Raw genomic sequence first — 20,060 nt, 5'->3', positions numbered from 1 at the left:
ACCCGCAGTCGCCCACGTCGCTCAGGCACCCCCCCCTCAGTGGGCGATCCCCCCGTACCCCTCGATGTCCCGAGGATTCCGGGCCGCCGGCCCCACATACCGCGCAGACGGCCGCACCAGCCGCCCCGTCCGCTTCTGCTCAAGAATGTGCGCCGACCAGCCCGCCGTACGCGCGCACGTGAACATCGACGTGAACATGTGCGCCGGCACCTCCGCGAAGTCGAGGACGATCGCCGCCCAGAACTCCACGTTGGTGGCGAGCACCCGGTCCGGCCGCCGCGCGTGCAGCTCCGCCAGCGCCGCCTTCTCCAGCGCCTCCGCGATCTCGAACCGCGGCGCCCCCAGCTCCCGCGCGGTCCGCCGCAGCACGCGAGCGCGGGGGTCCTCGGCCCGGTACACCCGGTGCCCGAACCCCATCAGCCGCTCACCGCGGTCCAGCGCCTGCTTGACGTACGCCTCGGCGTCCCCGGTCCGCTCGATCTCCTCGATCATCCCGAGCACCCGGGACGGCGCCCCGCCGTGCAGCGGTCCCGACATCGCCCCCACGGCCCCGGAGAGCGCCGCGGCGACATCCGCGCCGGTGGAGGCGATCACGCGCGCGGTGAACGTCGACGCGTTCATCCCGTGCTCCGCGGCCGACGTCCAGTACGCGTCCACGGCGGCCACGTGCTTCGGGTCCGGCTCCCCGCGCCACCGGATCATGAACCGCTCGACCACGGACTGCGCCTTGTCGATCTCCCGCTGCGGCACCATCGGCAGCCCCTGCCCGCGCGCGGACTGGGCGACGTAGGAGAGGGCCATCACGGCGGCCCGCGCGAGGTCGGCACGCGCCCTTTCGGCATCGATGTCGAGCAGCGGTTTCAGCCCCCACACCGGGGCGAGCATGGCGAGCGCCGACTGGACGTCCACGCGGATGTCCCCGGAGTGCACCGGGATCGGGAACGGCTCGGCGGGCGGCAGACCGGGATTGAAGGCGCCGTCGACCAGCAGCCCCCACACGTTGCCGAACGAGACGTGGCCGACCAGATCCTCGATGTCGACGCCCCGGTACCGCAGCGCGCCGCCCTCCTTGTCCGGTTCGGCGATCTCCGTCTCGAACGCGACGACTCCTTCGAGGCCGGGTACGAAACCGGGGTCAATGCCGGGGTCGTGGTCGGACATCAGGCGGCTCCTCATGACGCGTACGACGGATGACGCCACGATATCCCCGAGTGCCACCTTTGGGGAGGGCAAGCGGCACTCAGTGCCACCACCCGTGGGGACGCGATCCGTACGGCAAGATGACGACGTGACCGACGCAGCACACGCCGTCTTCCCGGACCCCGCCTCCATGCGCCAGCAGTACCGCGCGGAAGGTCTCGCCGAGAGCGAGCTGGCAGCCACGCCCGTCGAGCAGTTCGCCCGCTGGTTCAAGCAGGCGGCCACCGAGGCGCACCTCTTCGAGCCGAACGCCATGGTCGTCTCCACCGCGGACGCCGAGGGCCGTCCCAGCGCCCGCACGGTCCTGCTCAAACAGTTCGACGAAGAGGGCTTCGTCTTCTACACGAACTACGGCTCCCGCAAGGCGAGGGACCTCGCGCAGAACCCGTACGTCTCCCTGCTCTTCCCCTGGCATCCCATGGGTCGCCAGGTCATCGTCACCGGCCTCGCCCGCCGCACCGGCCGCGACGAGACCGCCGCCTACTTCCGTACCCGCCCGCACGGCTCCCAGCTCGGTGCCTGGGCCAGCGCGCAGTCCTCGGTGGTCGAGACCCGCGAGCAGGTCGACGCCGCGTACGCCGAACTGGCCGCGCGCTACCCCGAGGGCGAACAGGTCCCGGTGCCGCCGCACTGGGGCGGCTTCCGGGTGGCGCCGGAGCAGGTCGAGTTCTGGCAGGGGCGCGAGAACCGGCTGCACGACCGGCTGCGGTACGTGGCCGAGGCGGACGGGAGCTGGCGGGTGGAGCGGCTGAGCCCGTGAGGCCGTAAGGCAGTAGGTCCGGGGGAGCCAGGCGGCCGCGGCACCCTGCCCCCTACTGCGCCCGGCCCACCACGCCACCGAGATCCAGCGCGGCCGCGATCCGTACCGCCACGTCCTCCGCGTACACCGCGTCGCCCCGCTCGAACTGGCCCCTCCCGGAGCCCCGCAGGAACGTCACGACCCCGAGGGTGCGACCCCGGCTGCGCAGCACCGCGCACAACGCGTGCACCACGTCCGGCGGCCACTGACGGGCCTCGGCCCACTCGCGGGCCCGGTCGCCCGACACCGCCCCCACACTGGCCCGCACCGACCCCGCCCGGTCCGCGCACTGCAGGGCCGGATGCCCCACCCCGTACCGCAAGGGCAGCCCGGCCGCGCCCGACGCCTGCAGACTCGGCCCCGGTGCCCCGGAGGGCGTCGCGGCGACCCGTACGAGACGGACCGGACCGGTCTCCTCACCGTCGGCCACCGCGCCCCCGGCCACCCGGTCGATCAGCGCGTGGTCGGCGAATCCGGCGAGGGCGAAGTCCAGATGGACGACGGCGGCCTCGGCCGGGTCCTCGCACTCCGCCGCCGCCCGGGCCGCCCGGTGCAGCTGGTTCGTCCGGAACCGCAGCAGCGAGGCCTCCTGCTCGCTCTGCTTGGCCTCGGTGACGTCCTGGAACAGCCAGGCGACGCCCAACGGCACCGGCTCCTCCGCGAGCGGCGAGGACAGCCGTACGAAGCCGCAGCGCCAGCAGCGCCGCTTATCGCCGTCCGGCGTGCGCACCGCCACCCAGATCTCGGCCGGTGCCGGCGGCGCGCCCTCCGCCAGCACATGGGTCAGCGCGCTCTCCAGCTCCTCCACGCCCTGCGCCAGCAACTCCCCGAGCGGCCGCCCCAGCACGGACGTACGCCCGACGCCCAGCGACCGGGCCGCGTGCGCGTTGACCACGGCGGGCCGCAGATCGGCGTCGACCAGCACGACACCCCACGAGGCGTCCTCGAACAGCGCCTCGCTGAGCGCGATCGACCGCTCCAGATCGATCTGCGTGTGCACCTCGCTGAAGGCGCAGTACACCCCGGCCGGCTTCCCGTCGGGCCCGCGCACGGCCGCGGACTGGGTGCGGACGAGGACCCGGCCGCCGTCCTTGGTCAGCAGCGCGAACTCGTGCACCTGCCGGCCGGGCGCCTGCATGGCGGACATCAGCCGCCCCTCGACCTCCTCGGCGTCGGCCCGCCGTACGGCCCAGCCGGCGAACCCGTGCCGCCCCACGGCCTCGGCCGCGGTCCAGCCGAGGATGCGCTCGGCCTCACGATTCCAGTGGGTGACGACACCGTCCGCGTCGAAGGCACACAGTGCCGCGTCCATGCCGTCCAGCAGGGCGGCGAGCAGATCCGAGCCGCCCGAGCCCTCAGGCCCGTCCGGCTCGGGCCCGTCCGGCCCCAGCTCGTCGGTGGTCCCACTACGCCGGGAAGCACTCACCTGGACCCCCTGCCAGCTGCCGCGTCCGTACGTACCGCACGTCGGTTCGCTCACCAACAATCATTCAACTCGAACGTGACACAGCACACACCGGGTTCCCGCAAGATTGAAGGAATCGTTGTACGCCGGAAACGCTCCGAATCACCTCAAACAGCTATCCGGTCCGGCTCCAGCCGCAGGTCGATCCACTCGTCGCTCTCGCCGTCCAGCACATACCGGTCGACCTCGACGAACCCGCGCGCCCGCGCGAACCGCACGCCGTCCCCATTGACGGCCAGCACGCATGTCTCGATCACCCGGGCGCCGAGCACACGCGCATGATCAAGACCCTTCTCGTAGAGAGCCGTTCCGAAACCCCGTCCCCGGTAATCGGGCAGTACGCGCGCGATGACGGTCGCCACGGCGTCCTCCCCGTCCGGCGGCCGGACGGTCGAGCAGCCCACGAGCGTGTCCCCGAGATACGCGTTCTCCAGCCGGAAGCGCCGGACGCGCTCGCCCACCTCCTCGGTGCTCATGGCGGCCGGCGGCACGATCACGTTGTGGACGTGCCGCCACTCCTCGGCCATGCCGTCCCCGGCCACGGGCACGATCCGCAGCTCAGCCACGGTCACCAATCCCTTCCGCGCGTCCATCTCTGTCCCGATCCTCATTCTGGGTCGGCGAGACCGCACATGTTTCTGGAAAACCGGTTGATCGGCGCCGGGACGCTTCCTAATGTGTGGGTCACGCCGAAGGGAGGTGATCGGGTACATGAGTGAAACCCGGACGCGCGAGGTGGCTGCGGGCTAGCGGCCTGCCACCACATTCAGTGCGGTGCCGGACCAGCGTGTACGAGGTGCACGCAGCCGGCCAATTCAACGCAGTCACCCGACCCGCGAGCTCGCCGGTTACGTCCGGCCGGCTCCCCCGCCGCAAGGTGGAGGGACCCGAGTTCGCGGGTCGTCTGCGTTTTCCCGCGGGTTCCTACTGCCGGTAGAAGATCCGGTCCCCGTACTCCTCGAACACGCGCTCGTTCCATTCCAGGCCGCCGTCCACGTTCCCCGACCGCAGCAGCGGCGGCTCGATCCCGCGCTCCGCCAGCGCGCCCGCCGCCGTGGCCATCACGGACTGGAGCAGCGCCGAGGTCACGACCGTGGAGGCAGGGGCGAAGGGGGCCGGGACGGTGTCCAGGGAGAGTTCCGCGTCGCCCGGGGCGATCTTGGAGTCGAGTACGACGTCGCAGTGGTCCTTCAGGAAGGTCCCCGAGCTGTGGCGGGGCTTCGTCGACGTCGTGTAGGCGACCGAGGTCACGCCGATGACCCGTACGCCGAGGGCGCGGGCGCCCAGGGCCATCTCCACGGGGAGCGCGTTGCGGCCGGAGAGGGAGATGATCACGAGGGTGTCGCCCGCGCGGAGGGGCGAACAGCTCAGGACCGCGTTCGCGAGGCCGTCGACCCGTTCCAGGGCCGAGCCCAGGGTTGCCGGCGTGACGTCGACGCCCACGACCCCTGGCACGGTCAGCAGGTTCATCAGGGCGAGTCCGCCGGCCCGGTAGACGAGGTCCTGCGCGGCGAGTGAGGAGTGTCCGGCGCCGAAGGCGAAGAGGCGGCCGCCGGAGGCGACGGTGTCGGCCAGGAGCTCACCGGCCGCCGCGATCGACTCGGCCTCCTCGTCGCGGAGCCGCCGCAGCAGCCCGATCGCGGCGTCGAGGAACTGTCCGGACAGCCTGCCGTCAGCGCTCGCGGAGCCCGTCTCGCCCATGCGTCGTCCCATCCTTCGTCGCCGTGTCGCGGATCACGGTGCGGTCTGGACCAGTGGGCTGTCAATACGGCCGCGCGCTGCTCGTAACCGCGTGGTCGCAACGGCGCGGCACGCTTGTCAGTGGCATCCGGCAGAATTGACGGCAGGGCCAGCGCACGAGCCGGGAAGCTGTCGTGCTTCCGGCAGATCTCATCAAGGGGCACGTATGTCCGGACTGATCGACACCACGGAGATGTATCTCCGCACCATCCTTGAGCTGGAGGAGGAAGGTGTGGTCCCCATGCGCGCCCGGATCGCCGAGCGGCTCGACCAGAGCGGGCCCACCGTCAGCCAGACCGTGGCGCGGATGGAGCGCGACGGACTGGTGTCCGTCGCCAGTGACCGGCACCTGGAGCTGACGGACGAGGGCCGGCGCCTGGCCACCCGTGTGATGCGCAAGCACCGGCTCGCGGAGTGCCTGCTCGTCGATGTGATCGGCCTGGAGTGGGAGCAGGTCCACGCGGAGGCGTGTCGCTGGGAGCACGTGATGAGCGAGGCGGTGGAGCGCCGGGTGCTGGAGCTGCTGCGCCACCCCACCGAGTCGCCGTACGGCAACCCGATCCCGGGTCTTGAGGAACTGGGCGAGAAGGACGGCCCGCACCCCTTCCTGGACGAGGGCATGGTCTCGCTGGCCGAGCTGGACCCGGGTCTGGACGGCAAGACGGTGGTCGTACGCCGTATCGGTGAGCCGATCCAGACGGACGCGCAGCTGATGTACACGCTGCGTCGGGCGGGTGTGCAGCCCGGTTCGGTGGTGAGCGTGACCGAGTCGCCCGGCGGGGTACTGGTGGGCAGCGGCGGCGAGGCCGCCGAGCTGGAGTCGGATGTCGCCTCGCACGTGTTCGTCGCCAAGCGCTGAGCGGCCGCGCGGGGGGCGGCACTGGTTCTCGATTCCTGGAACCGGTGCGGCTGTTGGGGCGTTTGCGGGTCTCGGCGAATTGGAGATTCACCGTGCGGAATCGCAGCGCTTCGACGCTTCCCGTGCGAGGCTGTCGCGTGAGGCATATGACCTGAGGGGGCGGGCGGATGTGCCGTGGATGTGGGGATGGCCCCGGCGCCTTTCGGTGCCGGGGCCGGTCCTCCCCTGTGCTGACCCGGAGCCCCGAGCTCCCAGGGTCATTCCCCTCGGACCGATGTCCCCGAGCGGTCCGCCTCCCGCTGAAGATCTCCCCTCGGCTGCGGCGATCATTCCTTGAGGGGGGTCACTCGAACGAGGGGTGTTACCGCGCGAGACCCGATTTCCGAATGCGCATTCGATAGATTCGGTGGTCTGTGGGTGACGGGGCGCGGGGGACGTGCGCTAGAGGGGTGTACGACAAGGAATCGGCAGGCAGGGCAGGCACAGCGGCCAGGGGAGCTAGGGGGGTGCCAATGGCGCGGCGCATCGACGTGACCGGGGCGGGCGGCGTACGTCTCGCGGCCTGGGAGTTCGGCGACCCTCCCAAGACCGACCCGCCCAAGACCGACCCGTCCGACCGGGCGGACCCGGCGGGGGAGGCCTCGCCGGCTCCGGAGAAACGATCACCCGGGGTGCTGTTACTCCACGGCCTGATGGGCCGTGCCTCGCACTGGGCGTCCACCGCCCGCTGGCTCTCCGAGCGCTACCGGGCCGTCGCGCTCGACCAGCGCGGACACGGCCAGAGTGAGAAGCCCCCTCGGGCAGCCTTCACCCGTGACGCGTACGTCGAGGACGCCGAGGCCGCCCTCGAACAGCTCGGCCTCGCCCCGACCGTCCTCATCGGCCATGCCATGGGCGCCCTGACCGCCTGGCAGCTCGCCGCCCGCCGGCCCGACCTGGTCCGCGGAGTGATCATCTGCGACATGCGGGCCTCCGCCCTCGGCGCCGCCTCGCAGCGGGAGTGGGGCGAGTGGTTCAAGGCCTGGCCCGTCCCCTTCGCCACGCTGGCCGACGTACGCAAGTGGTTCGGCGAGGACGACCCCTGGGTGGAGCGGCCCAACCCGGCGCGCGGCGAGTTCTACGCCGAGGTGATGGCCGAGTCCCCCGACGGCTGGCGCCCCGTCTTCGAGCCCGAGCAGATGCTGTCGTCCCGCGAGACCTGGGTCTACGACGCCCACTGGGAGGAACTCACCCAGGTCAGGTGCCCCGCCCTGGTCGTCCGCGGTCTCGACGGCGAACTGGGCCGCGCCGAGGCCCAGGAGATGGTCCGCGTCCTGCCCCGCGGTGAGTACGCCGAGGTCGCCGACGCCGGCCACCTCGTCCACTACGACCAGCCGGAGGCCTGGCGGGCCGCCATAGAGCCCTTCCTGGACGGCCTGGACGGTCTTGTGTGAGCTCTGTGTGAGCGCACTCAGCCCTTGCTGACCGCCATCAGGATCTCCGGCAGCCGGCGGGCCGTGCGCGGGGCCGCCAGTCGCAGGCCCGCCCAGGTGATGGCGGCCCCGTACACCGCGCCGACCGGCAGCAGCACCCAGCTCCAGTCGTCGCCGTCCGCGCTGAGGTTGGCCCAGATCGTCAGGGCGATCACGGGGGCGCACAGCAGGGCCGCCGAGACCATGCCGCCGACGACGGCGGCAGCGGCGAGACCGGACTGCCCGGGGGCCACGTTCTTGTAGCCCTCCTGCGGAATCGAGTAAGGGAAGCGCGCCGACGTCCACGCCCCGGTCGCCAGCATCGCCCCGAGCAGCGCGAAGGACACACCGAGCACCTCGGGCAGCTTCGGCCAGTCGTCGATCAGCGCGGTCGTGACGACGGTGACGACGGTGGCGTACGGCAAGGTGATCACCAGCAAGGCCAGCGCACGCGCGCGTAGTTCGACGTTGGCGTCCCGAGTCGAGGAGATCGTCATCGCGACCATCCAGAACGCCGAGGTGTCCTGCCCGAACTGGTTGTACATCTGCACGCCGAGCATCCCCGCGGCGAAGCACGCGAAGTAGATGGACCCCGTGCCCTGCACCGCGTTGAACACCGGCACGATCAGCCCGATGGCCAGCGACGTCACCCACGCGGCCTTGGTCTTGGGGTCGCGCCAGACATAGCGCAGGCTGCGTTCCATGACGGTGCCGGTGCGGCCGGCCGGCAGCAGCCGGGCGAGTCCCGTCGAGTTCCGCTCCCGGGCGGCCCCCTCGGCGGAGGGAAGCGTGGAGCCGTCAGGGGAGGTCATCAGCCGGGTCAGATGACGGCTCCAGAGAGCGAGCAGTCCCGCCAGTGCGGCGGCGGACAGCGCCAGTTGCAGGACGGCGGTCCCGTACGACCCCTCGCTCGCCGAGTCGACCGCCCCGATCGCCGACGCGGGCGGCACCCACTTCAACACCTCCGCGGGACCGTCCAGCTGCCCCAGGCCGCCCGAACCGAGGCGCTGCGCACCGAAGTTCACGACCTGCGCGCCGACGGCGATGACGAGTCCGCTCAGCACCGCCAGATCGCGGCCCTTGCGGCTGGTCAGCAGCCGGATGTTGGCGACCGCGACGGCCCGCGCGAGTGCCACGCAGACCAGCAGCGCGAGCCCGACACCGAGCACGGAGAAGACGTACGCCGTGGCGCCGTGCGCGACCGAGACGACGGACCCGACGAGCACGCACAGCGTGAACACCGGCCCTATGCCGAGCAGTGAGGCCACCAGGAGCGCCCGCACCAGGGGCCGGGGCCGCAGCGGCAGCATCACCAGACGGGTGGGGTCGAGGGTCTCGTCGCCGCCGGGGAAGAACAGCGGCATCACGGCCCAGCCGACCGCCAGCACGGCCACCAGCGGGACGACGACGGAGCCGGCGTGCTCGTCGCCGCGCAGGGCGATGAGGCCGAGCAGCTGCAGGACGGAGAAGAGCAGTACGGCGACGGCCGAGGCGATGTAGGCGGCCCGCCGCCCCCCGGACTGTCGCAGCCCGTTGCGCAGCAGCGACAGCTTCAGCCGTACGACGATCGGGGTGATGCCGGCGGTCATCGGGCCCCGCCGCCCAGCCAGTCCAGGTTCGCCCCGGCGTCCTGCCCCTGTGCGCCCACGAGTTCCAGGAAGGCGCGCTGCAGCGAGGGCGCGGCGCCGCGTACCTCGTCGAGCGGCCCGTGGGCGCGGATGCGGCCGGCGGCCATGACGGCCACCCAGTCGCACAGGGACTCCACGAGCTCCATCACGTGCGAGGAGAAGACGACGGTGGCGCCGGAGGCGGTGTACCGCTCAAGGACGCCCCGGATGGTCTGCGCGGAGACGGGGTCGACGCCCTCGAACGGCTCGTCGAGAAACAGCACTTCCGGGTTGTGGAGCAGGGCGGCCGCGAGCCCGATCTTCTTCCGCATCCCGGTCGAGTAGTCGACGACCAGCTTGTGCTGGGCCCCCGCCAGATCGAGCACGTCGAGCAGCTGAGCGGCCCGCCGGTCGACCTCGCCCCCGGGCAGCCCCCGCAACCGCCCGGAGTAGCCGAGCAGTTCACGCCCGGAGAGCCGCTCGAACAGCCGCAGTCCCTCGGGCAGGACGCCGATGCGTGCCTTCACGGCCACCGGGTCCTGCCACACGTCGTGGCCGACGACCGAGACGGACCCCTGATCGGGGCGGAGCAGCCCGGTCACCATGGAGAGAGTGGTGGTCTTCCCGGCGCCGTTCGGGCCCACAAGACCGATGAACTTCCCCGCGGGGAGCTCCAGATCGATCCCGGCAACGGCTACTTGCTGCCCAAACCGCTTCCAGAGACCGCGCACACTCACAGCCGACGTCATGAACGCCAACTGTAGGGGCGCGGCGCAGCACGCAGGTCACCTGTCCCGACCGCACGCGTAGGCAAGCGGCGAGATCAGCTCCTCGGCGTCCGGCAGCCAACGGTTCGCGGGGGTCGGACGACAGGCCCACTGAACGGCGCCGGACGAGCCGTAGCGCGTAGGGGGAGCCGCCACATAGGCGCCCTCACCCAGCGCCACCAGATCGAGCGACGACGGCGTCCAGCCCAGCTTGCGCACCAACTCCGGCAGCTTCACCGACGCCCCCGGCAGCACGAAGAACTGCATCCGACGATCCGGCGTCAGCGTCACGGGCCCCAGTGTCAACTCCATGCGCTCCATGCGCGCGAGCGCGAGAAACCCGGCCGTCTCGGCCACGGAGATCGCGTCGAAGGTCCGCCCGGTCGGCAGCAGAATCGAAGCGGTCGGCTGCTTCTGCCACATCCGGCGCGCGACCGTCGCACTGCCCGTGGCCTGCGTCGCCCAGTCCTCCCGAGAGGGATGCGCCCCGGGCACGGCGCACGCGGTGTCACCGCAGGAGCACCGCTGCACCCCGTCGACGGCTTCCAGCCAGGTGCCGGGGAAGACGTCCCAGTGACGCTCCTCGGCGTATCGTACGGCTGTCTCCAGCAGCGATTCCCCGCGCTGCTTCGGAATCTGAGCGGCTTCGGTACCCGCGATCGTCTCTTCCACGCTGAACACAACTCCCGCACCCACCTCGGGTTACGGCCAGGCCAGGACCTGCGCGCGCGGGGGCAGCGCACCGATTCCGCATCCGGGGCGCATGGATGCATGTGCGGGGGCGCAGAGGAGGAACCTCGGCGTGAGCTGGGTAACCACGTGTGGGGGTCGGTACGAGTCTTTACCCCGGCAATCCTCGCATGCCTCGCATTTTCGACACGTTGGCGGGGCATTGATCTTCACGGCCGGAACTTTTCGGTGGAAGACACGTCAACTCGGTGCGTGGGCAGGCACCGCAGCCACAGGGGGTACGCCATGGCCGCAAGGCCTCTCGTCGCGCGGCAGCCGAACGAACGGTTGCAGGCGCTCATCCAGGAGGCGGGGTGCTCGAACGCCGGGCTGGCCCGCCGGGTCAACATGTGCGGCGCCGAGCACGGCCTCGACCTGCGCTACGACAAGACGTCCGTGGCCCGCTGGCTGCGCGGACAGCAGCCGCGGGGCCGGGCGCCCGCGATCATCGCGGAGGCGCTCGGGCGCAAGCTCGGCCGTACGGTCACGATCGACGAGATCGGCATGGCCAACGGCAAGAACCTCGCCTCCGGCGTCGGGCTCCAGTTCTCGCCGACCGTACTGGGCGCCATCGAGCAGGTGTGTGAGCTGTGGCGCAGTGACGTGGGCCGCCGGGACTTCCTGTCCGGCTCCTCGGTCGCCGCGTCGGCGCTGGTCGAGCCGAGCAGGGACTGGCTGATCTCCTCGCCCGACTCGCAGGTGGCACGCCAGGCGGGCCCCAGGGTGGGGCAGTCCGACGTGGCGGCCGTGCGCGCGATGACCCAGGCCCTCGTCGACCTCGACCACCAGTACGGCAGCGGGCATGTGCGCCCGGTCGTCGTGCACTACCTCAACAGCGTGGTCTCCGGGCTGCTCGCGGGGTCGTACCGGGAGGCGACCGGGCGGGAACTGTTCGCGGCCGTCGCGCGGTTGACCGAGCTCGCCGGGTACATGGCGATCGACACCGGTCAACCGGGCCTGGCCCAGCGGTACTACATCCAGGCCCTGCGGCTCGCGCAGGCGGCCGGCGACCGCGGGTACGGCGGCTATGTGCTCGCCGCGTCCATGAGCCACCTCGCCGCGCAGCTCGGGAACCCGCGGGAGATCGCCCAGTTGGCGCGGGCGGCGCAGGAAGGGGCGCGGGGGCGGGTGACACCGCGCGCGGAGGCGATGTTCCACGCGGCCGAGGCCCGCGGGCACGCGCTCCTGGGCGACGTGCGGGCCACCCAGGCGGCGTCCGGACGGGCCGTGCACGCCCTGGAGGCGGCGGACCCCTCCTCCGGTGACGACCCGGCGTGGATCGCGCACTTCGACGAGGCCTACCTGGCCGACGAGTTGGCCCACTGCCACCGTGACCTCGGCCAGGCCGAGGCGGCGGCGCGGTGGGCGCAGGCGTCCCTGGACGGGCTCCCCGAGAACAAGGCGCGCCGCCGGGCCATCGGCCTGGTACTGCTCGCCTCCGCGCAGGTGCAGCAGCGCGAGGTCGAGCAGGCCTGCAACACCGGCCTGAAAGCGGTCGAGTTGCTGGAGACGCTGCGCTCCAACCGGGGCGCGGAGTACCTCGACGACTTCCAGCAGCGCCTGGAGCCGTTCCGGGACGAGCCCGTCGTGAGGGAGTTCGGGGCCCGGCTGGATCTTCAGGCGGCCGCGTAAAGGAGGACATATACAGCGGATAGGAGCCCGGAATCGTCACGCGATCTCCCGGGATCTGTTACTGCGGTCACAGGGGCGCAGGTCACGTCTTGTGCTACGTGGCACCGGGCTCGGAGGACCCGGTAGCGTGAGCCGACGATTCCGAAGTTCCCCCATAAGTAGGAGTCCCGGTGACGCAGAGTGGACAGGGCGAGCAGCCCTCGGCGCGCGAAGCGCGCGAAGGCATCGTGCTGCCCTCCGACGGCGGGGAACCCCTGCTGCCGGGACAGACGGGTGGATACGGCGGTCCGCAGCCCGGCTACGGCCCTCCGCAGCAGGGTGGCTACGGCACCCCTCCGCAGGCGGGCCGGCCCGGCCAGCCCGGACCGGCCGCCGACGCGGCCTACGGTCAGCCGCCCGGCGCCCAGGCCTGGGGCACCCCGTGGGGCCCCGGCCAGCAGCAGAACCAGGCGCAGCAGCAGGATCAGTCCCAGCCGCAGCACCACCAGCAGCAGCATCAGGACTGGTCGCAGCCGCCCGCCCAGACCTGGGGCGCCCCCCAGCAGCCGGGCGGCATACCGCCGCAGTCCCAGGCCCAGCCCGCGCAGGGGTACGACACCAACGAGCCGACGTCCTACTATCTGCCGCCCGTGGGCCGGCCCGCCCCCCAGTCCCAGCCGCTGCCCCCGCAGCAGGGCCAGGTCGCGCCCTACGAGGCTCCCGGGAGCGGTGCGCCGCAGCAGCAGGCCGCGCCGGCGTACGACTCCAACGAGCCGACGTCCTATTACCTGCCGCCCGTGGGCCAGCCCCTCCCGTCGGCCCCCGGTACCCCCGCCTCCGCGCCCCTGCCGCCGGCCGACGAGGGTGCCACCCAGTTCCTCCCGCCGGTCGCGGCCGGTCCCGCCGCCCATGAGGGCGCCACCCAGTTCCTCCCGCCCGTCCGTCCCGGCGAGTTGCCGCCCGAGGTGTCCGCCGAGGCGGCGCGGTACCCCGGACAGCACCCGCACACCCCGTACGGCGCGCAGCCCCCGCACCACCCGGGCCCCGACGCCGAGGCCACGCAGTTCATCGCGCCCGTGCCCGGGCAGGCCCCCGGCGCGCCCTACGGCGGGGAGCGGCAGCCGCCCTCCGACTTCGACAACCTCTTCCGCAGCGGTCCGGGCGATGACGGCGGGGCCGCGTCCACGCAGCAGATGCCGCGCTTCGCCCAGCCCGAGGCCGTACCGCCCGCGTACGGGGCCCAGCAGCCGCCGTACGGCACCCAGCAGCCGTACGGAGCCCAGCAGCCCGCGTACGGGGCCCAGCCGGCGTACGGCCCGGCGGGCGCCGAGCTCTACGACGACGGCGACCGAGGCGGCCGCAAGCGGTCGCGGGTGCCGGTCATCGCCGCCGTGGGCATCGGCATCGTCGTGCTCGGCGTCGGCGCGGGCGCGCTGCTCGCCGGGGGCGGGGGCGGCGACGGGGGCGACAAGAACCAGACCGTGTCGGCGACGGCCCCCGCGACCGACGGCTCCTCCTCGCCGGCGGCCGACCCGGCGAAGGCGCAGGCCGTCGAGCTGGACAAGCTGCTCGCCGACAGCGGCAACAGCCGTTCCTCGGTGATCAGCGCGGTGGCGAATGTGAAGTCCTGCAAGAACCTCGGCCAGGCGGCCCAGGACCTGCGGGACGCGGCGGCCCAGCGCACCGGCCTGGTGACCCGGCTCAAGACGCTCTCGGTCGACCAACTGGCGAGCCACGCCGAGCTGACCGCCGCCCTCACCAGGGCCTGGCAGGCGTCCGCGTCCGCCGACAACCACTACGCGGCCTGGGCCGACCAGGCGGCCGGCAAGAAGGGCTGCAAGAAGGGCCAGGCCCGCACCACGGGTCAGACCCAGGCCGGCAACCGGGACAGCGGCACCGCCAGCACCGAGAAGGCCAGGGCGGCCCGGCTGTGGAACGCGATCGCCAAGAAGTACAGCCTGACCGAGCGCACGGCCACCCAGCTGTGAACGGTCCGCGGGGGGCGTCCAGGCGCCCCCCGCGGCTCAGTTGAGGGCGCGGGTCAGTTGACGTCCGCGTTCTGCAGCGTCCTCGTCACGTCGGTGAAGCCCGTGCGGGCCGCCACCAGCTGGCCCTGGCGCACCAGTTGGAGCGTCACATGGGCGTTGACCATGCGCGGGAAACCGACCGAGGCGAGGTCGTCGGCGGAGCTCCAGGTGTCCCGGGTGGCCCACTGGAGGGTCGGCGTCAGACCGCCGGTCGAAATCTTGAGGCCGTCGTTGAGGGCGCCGCGCACGCTGTCGGCGGACACCTCGCCGCCGCCCAGCGACTCGACGGCCTTCTCGAACACCGTGTAGGCGATCCAGGTGGTCTGCACCCCCGCGTCCGCCGAGTCGATGCGGTTGTCGCCGAAGGCCACCGCGTTGATGACCTTCTTCATCGTGTCCCAGCGGGCGTCGCTCTCCACCGGGTACCAGCCGGTGATGTACGAGCCCTCGTAGGGCCCCGAGGCCCCGCCGGACGCGTCGATCACCGTCTGGTCGACGCTGCCCATCGCCATCGCGGTGCGCACGGTCGGGTAGTCCTCGCGGGCGCGCCGGAAGGAGTCCATGAAGGTGCTGGTGCGGTCGCCGAGCGCGGGCACCACACACCCCTCCTTCGAGCCGGCGGCCCGCGAGCCGGACGTCGAGCTGTCGAGCGCCTTCGTCGACTGCGCCGAGTACTCGGTGGCGTCGTCCGCCGCCCGCACGTCACTCGCGGCCCGGTGCCGGCCGGTGGTCAGCCCGGAGTCCAGCAGGACGGGCAACTCGTCGCCCGCGATGGTGTCGGGCCGTACGAGGGTGACGTTGCCGCAGGCCGCGGCGAGCTCCTTGCCGAGGCCGGCCAGGAGGGTGGGCTGGCCGCCGTTGACGGGGTAGGACAGCGGGCTGGTGAACTCGTCGTTGGTGACGCCGTAGCCGCCGATGTAGGGGATGCCCGCGCCCTCCAGCGGAGGGAAGAAGGAGTCGCCGTACTGGCTGTAGGAGCCGACGACGGCGACGACGTTCTCCTTGACCGCGCGCCGGGCGCACTTCGCCGCGGACACGCCGTCGTTGTGGTCGTTGCAGGTCAGGACGGTGAGCTTATGGCCGTTGATTCCGCCCCTGGAGTTGATCCAGCGGGCGTAGGCCCGGGCGAAGGCCGGCATGCCGGGCTTGTTGGTCGCCTTGGTGTCCGAGGGGGCCCACGTCATCACCTTGATCGGACCGGCCCCGGAACCCCCCGCGGTGCCGGGGACGACCCCGCAACCGGCGACGAGGGAGGCACATGCCGCCAGGGCTCCCGCCGTGAGGGCGGTGGCTCTGACGGGCCGGTGTTGCCGGAGGAGTAAAGGGCTGCGGATGCGTCGCCTGCCGGTCATGGGCACACACGCTTCCGCCACATCCCCAACTCGGGAGTGACTCTCGGTCGACGAGCGGTGACGTAAAGGTGAACAACGAGGGTCTGTGCGGCACGTATGGGGGAAGAACGTACGATCGGTGACCGTGCAAGGTTCGGAGAACTCTTCCCGTCGCGGCCGTCGCTCCCCCACCATGGGCGGCATGCCACAGAACGACATGCCGTGGTGGCGCTGGCGCAGCAATGTGCGTTCCGCGCTGCACATGCTCTCCGACCCAGGGTTCCAGCAGAACGTCTGGCTGGCCGGTGTCGAGGGGTACGGGGACGTCACCGACGCCGTGTACCGCCTCGTCGAGGACACCTGGCTGGACAACTGGTCCGCCGAGAAATACGTCGGCACGATCTTCCGGGACTCCCAGGAGGCGGCCCTCGTCGACACCGCCGTGCTGCGGGTGCTGCGGATCATGCACCAGGTCGGCCCGGACGCCCCCGTCTCCGTGTACATGGAGAACCCCGGGTGGCCGGACGCGGTGCGGGCGGCACGGGACGCGCACGTGCGGATGGCGACGGCCGACGGGGAGGACCCCGACGCGCCGCCGCGCACGCTCCAGGTGCTCCAGATCATGACCCGGTCCGCGTGACGGACGCGATGTCTGCCGCACGGGTGGATATGCGACCCTGTCCTGCATGAACGAGCAGTCCGCCCCCGCCGACCAGTACGTCCTGATCCTGTCCTGCCCCGACAAGCAGGGCATCGTGCACGCCGTGTCGAGCTACCTCTTCATGACCGGCTGCAACATCGAGGACAGCCAGCAGTTCGGCGACCACGACACGGGTCTGTTCTTCATGCGCGTCCACTTCTCGGCCGAGGCGCCGGTGACGGTGGACAAGCTGCGGGCCTCGTTCGCGGCGATCGGTGACGCCTTCCACATGGACTGGCAGATCCACCGGGCCGAGGACCGGATGCGGGTCGTGCTGATGGTCAGCAAGTTCGGGCACTGCCTGAACGACCTGCTTTTCCGCGCGCGCATCGGTGCGCTGCCGGTCGAAATCGCGGCCGTGGTGTCCAACCACACCGACTTCGCCGAGCTCGTGGGGTCGTACGACATTCCCTTCCACCACATTCCGGTGACGCGGGAGAACAAGGCCGAGGCGGAGGCGCGGCTGCTTGAGCTGGTGCGGGAGCAGGACGTCGAACTCGTCGTGCTCGCCCGGTACATGCAGGTGCTCTCCGACGACCTGTGCAAGCAGCTCAGCGGCAAGATCATAAACATCCACCACTCGTTCCTGCCGAGCTTCAAGGGTGCGAAGCCGTATCACCAGGCTCATGCGCGCGGGGTCAAGCTGATCGGGGCGACGGCGCACTACGTGACCGCGGACCTCGACGAGGGGCCGATCATCGAGCAGGAGGTCGAGCGGGTGGGGCACGACGTCACTCCGGACCAGCTCGTCGCGATCGGGCGGGACGTGGAGTGCCAGGCGCTGGCGCGGGCCGTGAAGTGGCATGCGGAGCGGCGGATTCTGCTGAACGGGCGGCGGACGGTCGTCTTCGCCTAGGAGCGCGGGGGCTGCTGTCTGCGGGGCGGCTGCGGGCCGGCGGGGGCGGGTCGCGCAGTTCGCCGCGCCCCTGAAAGCACCTGCGGCTGAGCTTTCTCAGGGACGCGGGTAACTCTCCCGGAGCCTCCGAAGACACGTCCCCCGCACCCGCTCAAGGGGCGTGGGGAACTGCGCGGCCAGCCCCCACTCACCCGTGGCCGCCCACCAACCCCCGACCGGCCCCCACCTACATGCGGCTCAGGCTCGCCGCGGCGAACAGCACGTCTCTGATCGCGTCACGGTCACCCACCTGCCCCGCCGCGGCATCCGCCGGAGGCACGTGGCCCGCCGCCAGCTGGCAGAACTCCACGCCGTCCAGCGCCACATGCGCCACCTCGTGCTCCGCCGAACCCACCGCCGCCGGGGAGTCGAGCGGGATCAGCCACTCGCCGCCGCCCAGCCCCTCGATCTCCAGTCGCAGGGTGCGGCCGGGGCCCCCGGCGCTCACGAGATGCCGTCCGTGGGCCGGTGACGTCAGCCCCTTCTGCCGCCGTTGCGCCAGTACCGCGGGCAGCATCCGCGCCGCCAGGTCGATCATGCGGTTGAGGTGGCGGGGGGACGGGGGGTCGTAGGGGTAGTCGACCGCCTCCGCGATGTCATCCGCGTGGACCCAGCACTCGAAGGCGCGGTCCAGCATCGCGTCGTGGAGGGGGAGCGTGAAGTCGCCGTAGGCCACCTCGAGCTTGCCGGCGGTGCCGCCGGTGAAGGACACCGTGCGGACGAGGTCGTGGCTCTGCTCGCGCCAGGGGGCCCGCACGGAGCGGGTCGGCGGGAAGTGCGAGCCCCGCCAGTACGCCTCGGTACGGCCCGACGGCGTGGGCGCGTCCGCGCGGGTCTCGCCCAGCGGGTCGTCCAGGCCCAGGGCGATCGCGACGAGGCCGTCGACCGACATCAGGTGGGCCATGACCCCGGCGACCGTCGTACGGCGGCTCGTGGCCTCGTCGGCGTCGAACCAGCGCAGCCTCACCGGGGCGTGCCACTCGGAGTCGCCGAAGTCCTGCAGCAGCGCGTCGAGGCGGGCGGTCTCGGCGTCGTACGGCCTCGCCCAGACGGGAATCGGGATGCGCGGCGGACGCCGGTCGAGGCAGCCGTCGAGGACGCGGGTGCGCAGGCCGGGGTCCAGGTCGAGGCTCTCCGGCCGCTGGAGCAGGCCCACCGCGCCGCGCAGCCGCAGCGCCTCGTCGGCGCAGGAGCCGCAGTCGCCGAGGTGGTCCTCCACGGCGGCCGTCTCCTCCGCGGAACACGCGGCGAGCGCCCACGCCCCGAGCAGCGACTTCAGCACGCGGTGCTCCAGTACCGGGACGGGGGGCGGGACGGGTGCGTCCAGCGCGGGCAGCGGCCGGCCGGCGTCCTCGACGGAGGCGCGGGGGAGGGGTATGCGGGGCGGGTGGGCCGCGTCGCCCGGGTCACCCGCGTCGCCCGGGTGGCCCGCGTCACCCGGGTCGCTCGGTCGGCCGGTGCCGTCGCCGCGCATGCCGCCGCCACCGCCGTCGGGACCCGTCCCGTGATCGTCGGGGCCGTCCTGGTCGTCGTACGCCTCGAAACCGCCCGTTTCGCTCATGCCGCGCCCCCGTATCCCGGCGGAGCGCCGGGCGCTCCGGTGTCGAGGGCCGTGGACAGGAGCTGGAGGCCCAGGCGGAGGCGGCGGCGGGCCTCGTCCTCGGTGATGCTGAGGTCGGCGGCCGCCTGGCGGTAGTCGCGGCGCTGGAAGTAGGCCAGCTCCAGGGCGGCCCGCAGTGGGGTGGGCATGGACTGGACGATGTAGTCGGCCCGGGCGGCGACCGAGGCATGGCGCACCTTGCGCTCCAGTTCCTCGGCGGAGCCCTCGCCGGCCCGGGTGAGCGCGGCGGTCTCGGTGGCCCTCAGCCGCTGTACGGCCAGGCGGTGGGTCAGGCCCGCGACCCAGGAGCGCAGCGGGCCCTGTTTGGGGTCGTAGGACTCGGGGTGCTCCCAGACGTGGGCGAAGACGTCCCGGGTGATGCCGTCGGCGGCGCGCTCGTCTCCGAGCACGCGGTGGGCGAGGCCGTGCACGAGTGAAGCGAAACGGTCGTAGAGCTCGCCGAGGGCGGCCGCCTCACCGCGTGCGAGCCGCTGCTGCATCTTGCGGTCCCAGCGGGGCGGTGCGTCCTTCTTCGTCATGCGGCCCCCTCACCCCCGGAAGTGTCGGGTCAAGCCTGCGCCCGACCGTCTCCTCGAATGTAGTCGGCACCTCCGACAGCGCACGCCCCTTTGTTCCAATGCGCGCCCCCCGAGGGGCCTCAGGTGGTAGTGGACCTTCCCCTACCCGTTCGCTCATTGATCAGACCCGATCGAACAGGATCGAAGCCGACTAAAACAAGCCTCTTTCGAAGGGTTTCCGTTTCTTGCTCTGTGTTTCAGGGAACGGCCGCTGGGCAGCCACGCTGCAAGGAAGCGTAGGAAAGGCTTCCGTTTGCTTTCCGGCGAATGAAGGGCATGGTGGTGGCGTTCAATGTGACCGGTGACGAGCAGGGCGAGTGGACCGTGCTCAGTGTGTCGGGCGAGCTGGACCTGGTGACCTCGCCGGTGCTCCGCGCGCGGGTGCACGACGCGGTGGCCGAGGGCCGCCACAGTCTCGTCCTCGACCTCTCCGAGGTCTACTTCTGTGATTCCAGCGGTGTCGGCGTCCTCATCGCCTCCCGCCGTCTGATCCGCTCCTGCCGGGGCGACCTGCGCCTGATCCTCCCGGCCCAGGGCGCCGCCGACGGCTCCCACGTCAACCGCGTCCTCGGCGCGCTGGGCGTCCGCCGCCTGTTCGACGTCCACCCGGACCTGGACTCGGCGACCGACGAGGAGGCGGGACCACTGTCCGCATAGGTCCGCCTGTGCCACGCCGTTGTCCCGAAATTCCCCCGGTCCTG

At 72.0% G+C, this 20,060-nt stretch carries 18 protein-coding genes; 8 read left to right on the top strand and 10 right to left on the bottom strand.

Annotated features, from left to right (window positions below):
• Positions 1–36: 36 nt before the first annotated feature.
• Positions 37–1,161: a citrate synthase 2 gene (locus tag H293_RS0131300; RefSeq protein WP_020121770.1), complete on the bottom strand. Its 1,125-nt coding sequence runs from the start codon at positions 1,159–1,161 to the stop codon at positions 37–39.
• Positions 1,162–1,330: 169 nt separating this feature from the next.
• On the opposite strand from H293_RS0131300, the gene pdxH reads away from it, so the two are divergent.
• Positions 1,331–1,960 carry a pyridoxamine 5'-phosphate oxidase gene (gene pdxH / locus H293_RS0131295; protein WP_051138184.1) on the top strand — a complete coding sequence of 210 codons (630 nt, stop codon included), beginning with the start codon at positions 1,331–1,333 and terminating at the stop codon, positions 1,958–1,960.
• A gap of 52 nt (positions 1,961–2,012) precedes the next feature.
• Here the strand turns inward: pdxH and H293_RS0131290 are convergent, their stop codons facing one another.
• The 3 genes from H293_RS0131290 to H293_RS0131280 form a co-directional block, all read right to left on the bottom strand.
• Positions 2,013–3,425, bottom strand: a complete 1,413-nt coding sequence (locus H293_RS0131290; RefSeq protein WP_028808356.1) for a PAS domain-containing protein — start codon at positions 3,423–3,425, stop codon at positions 2,013–2,015.
• A gap of 146 nt (positions 3,426–3,571) precedes the next feature.
• Positions 3,572–4,057, bottom strand: coding sequence for a GNAT family N-acetyltransferase (locus H293_RS0131285; protein WP_020121767.1), 486 nt, complete (start codon positions 4,055–4,057; stop codon positions 3,572–3,574).
• A gap of 331 nt (positions 4,058–4,388) precedes the next feature.
• Positions 4,389–5,165 carry an SIS domain-containing protein gene (locus H293_RS0131280; protein WP_020121766.1) on the bottom strand — a complete coding sequence of 259 codons (777 nt, stop codon included), beginning with the start codon at positions 5,163–5,165 and terminating at the stop codon, positions 4,389–4,391.
• 205 nt (positions 5,166–5,370) lie between these two features.
• Between H293_RS0131280 and H293_RS0131275 the strand changes: the two genes are divergently transcribed.
• Positions 5,371–6,063: a metal-dependent transcriptional regulator gene (locus H293_RS0131275; RefSeq protein WP_007382808.1), complete on the top strand. Its 693-nt coding sequence runs from the start codon at positions 5,371–5,373 to the stop codon at positions 6,061–6,063.
• 512 nt (positions 6,064–6,575) lie between these two features.
• Entirely contained in the window at positions 6,576–7,496 is a 921-nt protein-coding gene (locus H293_RS0131270) for an alpha/beta fold hydrolase (protein ID WP_020121765.1), read from the top strand.
• Positions 7,497–7,513: 17 nt separating this feature from the next.
• Here H293_RS0131270 and H293_RS0131265 read toward each other — a convergent pair whose 3' ends face one another.
• The 3 genes from H293_RS0131265 to H293_RS0131255 are packed head-to-tail and all read right to left on the bottom strand — an operon-like array spanning position 7,514 to position 10,569.
• Positions 7,514–9,103, bottom strand: a complete 1,590-nt coding sequence (locus tag H293_RS0131265) for a hypothetical protein (RefSeq protein WP_020121764.1) — start codon at positions 9,101–9,103, stop codon at positions 7,514–7,516.
• Positions 9,100–9,870: an ABC transporter ATP-binding protein gene (locus H293_RS0131260; RefSeq protein ID WP_028808354.1), complete on the bottom strand. Its 771-nt coding sequence runs from the start codon at positions 9,868–9,870 to the stop codon at positions 9,100–9,102. Before H293_RS0131260 ends, H293_RS0131265 begins: the two co-directional genes overlap by 4 nt.
• A 36-nt stretch (positions 9,871–9,906) precedes the next feature.
• Positions 9,907–10,569, bottom strand: a complete 663-nt coding sequence (locus tag H293_RS0131255) for a bifunctional DNA primase/polymerase (RefSeq protein ID WP_020121762.1) — start codon at positions 10,567–10,569, stop codon at positions 9,907–9,909.
• Positions 10,570–10,863: 294 nt separating this feature from the next.
• Here H293_RS0131255 and H293_RS0131250 point away from each other — a divergent pair, with 294 nt between their 5' ends.
• Positions 10,864–12,249: a hypothetical protein gene (locus tag H293_RS0131250; RefSeq protein WP_028808352.1), complete on the top strand. Its 1,386-nt coding sequence runs from the start codon at positions 10,864–10,866 to the stop codon at positions 12,247–12,249.
• Positions 12,250–12,419: 170 nt separating this feature from the next.
• Entirely contained in the window at positions 12,420–14,216 is a 1,797-nt protein-coding gene (locus tag H293_RS0131245) for a hypothetical protein (RefSeq protein WP_020121760.1), read from the top strand.
• Between the two features lie 53 nt (positions 14,217–14,269).
• On the opposite strand, the gene H293_RS0131240 is transcribed toward H293_RS0131245, so the two are convergent.
• Positions 14,270–15,607, bottom strand: coding sequence for an ABC transporter substrate-binding protein (locus tag H293_RS0131240; protein WP_028808351.1), 1,338 nt, complete (start codon positions 15,605–15,607; stop codon positions 14,270–14,272).
• A gap of 118 nt (positions 15,608–15,725) precedes the next feature.
• On the opposite strand from H293_RS0131240, the gene H293_RS0131235 reads away from it, so the two are divergent.
• Both H293_RS0131235 and purU read left to right on the top strand, forming a co-directional pair.
• The gene (locus tag H293_RS0131235; RefSeq protein ID WP_007382799.1) at positions 15,726–16,226 is read left to right on the top strand and encodes an SCO4402 family protein; all 501 of its coding nucleotides are present in this window, start codon (positions 15,726–15,728) and stop codon (positions 16,224–16,226) included.
• Between the two features lie 46 nt (positions 16,227–16,272).
• Positions 16,273–17,142: a formyltetrahydrofolate deformylase gene (purU, locus tag H293_RS0131230; protein WP_020121757.1), complete on the top strand. Its 870-nt coding sequence runs from the start codon at positions 16,273–16,275 to the stop codon at positions 17,140–17,142.
• 226 nt (positions 17,143–17,368) lie between these two features.
• Here purU and H293_RS0131225 read toward each other — a convergent pair whose 3' ends face one another.
• Both H293_RS0131225 and H293_RS0131220 read right to left on the bottom strand, forming a co-directional pair.
• Positions 17,369–18,742, bottom strand: coding sequence for a maleylpyruvate isomerase N-terminal domain-containing protein (locus H293_RS0131225; protein WP_020121756.1), 1,374 nt, complete (start codon positions 18,740–18,742; stop codon positions 17,369–17,371).
• Positions 18,739–19,320, bottom strand: coding sequence for a sigma-70 family RNA polymerase sigma factor (locus H293_RS0131220; protein ID WP_020121755.1), 582 nt, complete (start codon positions 19,318–19,320; stop codon positions 18,739–18,741). Before H293_RS0131220 ends, H293_RS0131225 begins: the two co-directional genes overlap by 4 nt.
• Positions 19,321–19,635: 315 nt before the next feature.
• Between H293_RS0131220 and H293_RS0131215 the strand changes: the two genes are divergently transcribed.
• Positions 19,636–20,016 carry an STAS domain-containing protein gene (locus H293_RS0131215; RefSeq protein WP_028808350.1) on the top strand — a complete coding sequence of 127 codons (381 nt, stop codon included), beginning with the start codon at positions 19,636–19,638 and terminating at the stop codon, positions 20,014–20,016.
• The last annotated feature ends 44 nt before the right edge of the window (positions 20,017–20,060 follow it).

The organism is Streptomyces canus 299MFChir4.1, assembly GCF_000383615.1.
In the GTDB taxonomy this organism is placed as follows: domain Bacteria; phylum Actinomycetota; class Actinomycetes; order Streptomycetales; family Streptomycetaceae; genus Streptomyces; species Streptomyces canus_C.
Note: the sequence above shows the minus strand (reverse complement) of the source record. Positions and strands in the feature narration are given on the sequence as shown.

Excerpts from the sequence above, each read along its gene's own strand:
- H293_RS0131270 (WP_020121765.1), top strand. The coding sequence starts at position 6,576 with ATGGCGCGGCGCATCGACGTGACCGGGGCGGGCGGCGTACGTCTCGCG.
- H293_RS0131265 (WP_020121764.1), bottom strand. The coding sequence starts at position 9,103 with ATGACCGCCGGCATCACCCCGATCGTCGTACGGCTGAAGCTGTCGCTG.
- H293_RS0131300 (WP_020121770.1), bottom strand. The coding sequence starts at position 1,161 with ATGTCCGACCACGACCCCGGCATTGACCCCGGTTTCGTACCCGGCCTC.
- H293_RS0131280 (WP_020121766.1), bottom strand. The coding sequence starts at position 5,165 with ATGGGCGAGACGGGCTCCGCGAGCGCTGACGGCAGGCTGTCCGGACAG.
- H293_RS0131285 (WP_020121767.1), bottom strand. The coding sequence starts at position 4,057 with ATGGACGCGCGGAAGGGATTGGTGACCGTGGCTGAGCTGCGGATCGTG.
- H293_RS0131240 (WP_028808351.1), bottom strand. The coding sequence starts at position 15,607 with ATGACCGGCAGGCGACGCATCCGCAGCCCTTTACTCCTCCGGCAACAC.
- H293_RS0131220 (WP_020121755.1), bottom strand. The coding sequence starts at position 19,320 with ATGACGAAGAAGGACGCACCGCCCCGCTGGGACCGCAAGATGCAGCAG.
- purU (WP_020121757.1), top strand. The coding sequence starts at position 16,273 with ATGAACGAGCAGTCCGCCCCCGCCGACCAGTACGTCCTGATCCTGTCC.
- H293_RS0131250 (WP_028808352.1), top strand. The coding sequence starts at position 10,864 with ATGGCCGCAAGGCCTCTCGTCGCGCGGCAGCCGAACGAACGGTTGCAG.
- pdxH (WP_051138184.1), top strand. The coding sequence starts at position 1,331 with ATGCGCCAGCAGTACCGCGCGGAAGGTCTCGCCGAGAGCGAGCTGGCA.
- H293_RS0131225 (WP_020121756.1), bottom strand. The coding sequence starts at position 18,742 with ATGAGCGAAACGGGCGGTTTCGAGGCGTACGACGACCAGGACGGCCCC.
- H293_RS0131215 (WP_028808350.1), top strand. The coding sequence starts at position 19,636 with ATGGTGGTGGCGTTCAATGTGACCGGTGACGAGCAGGGCGAGTGGACC.
- H293_RS0131260 (WP_028808354.1), bottom strand. The coding sequence starts at position 9,870 with ATGACGTCGGCTGTGAGTGTGCGCGGTCTCTGGAAGCGGTTTGGGCAG.
- H293_RS0131275 (WP_007382808.1), top strand. The coding sequence starts at position 5,371 with ATGTCCGGACTGATCGACACCACGGAGATGTATCTCCGCACCATCCTT.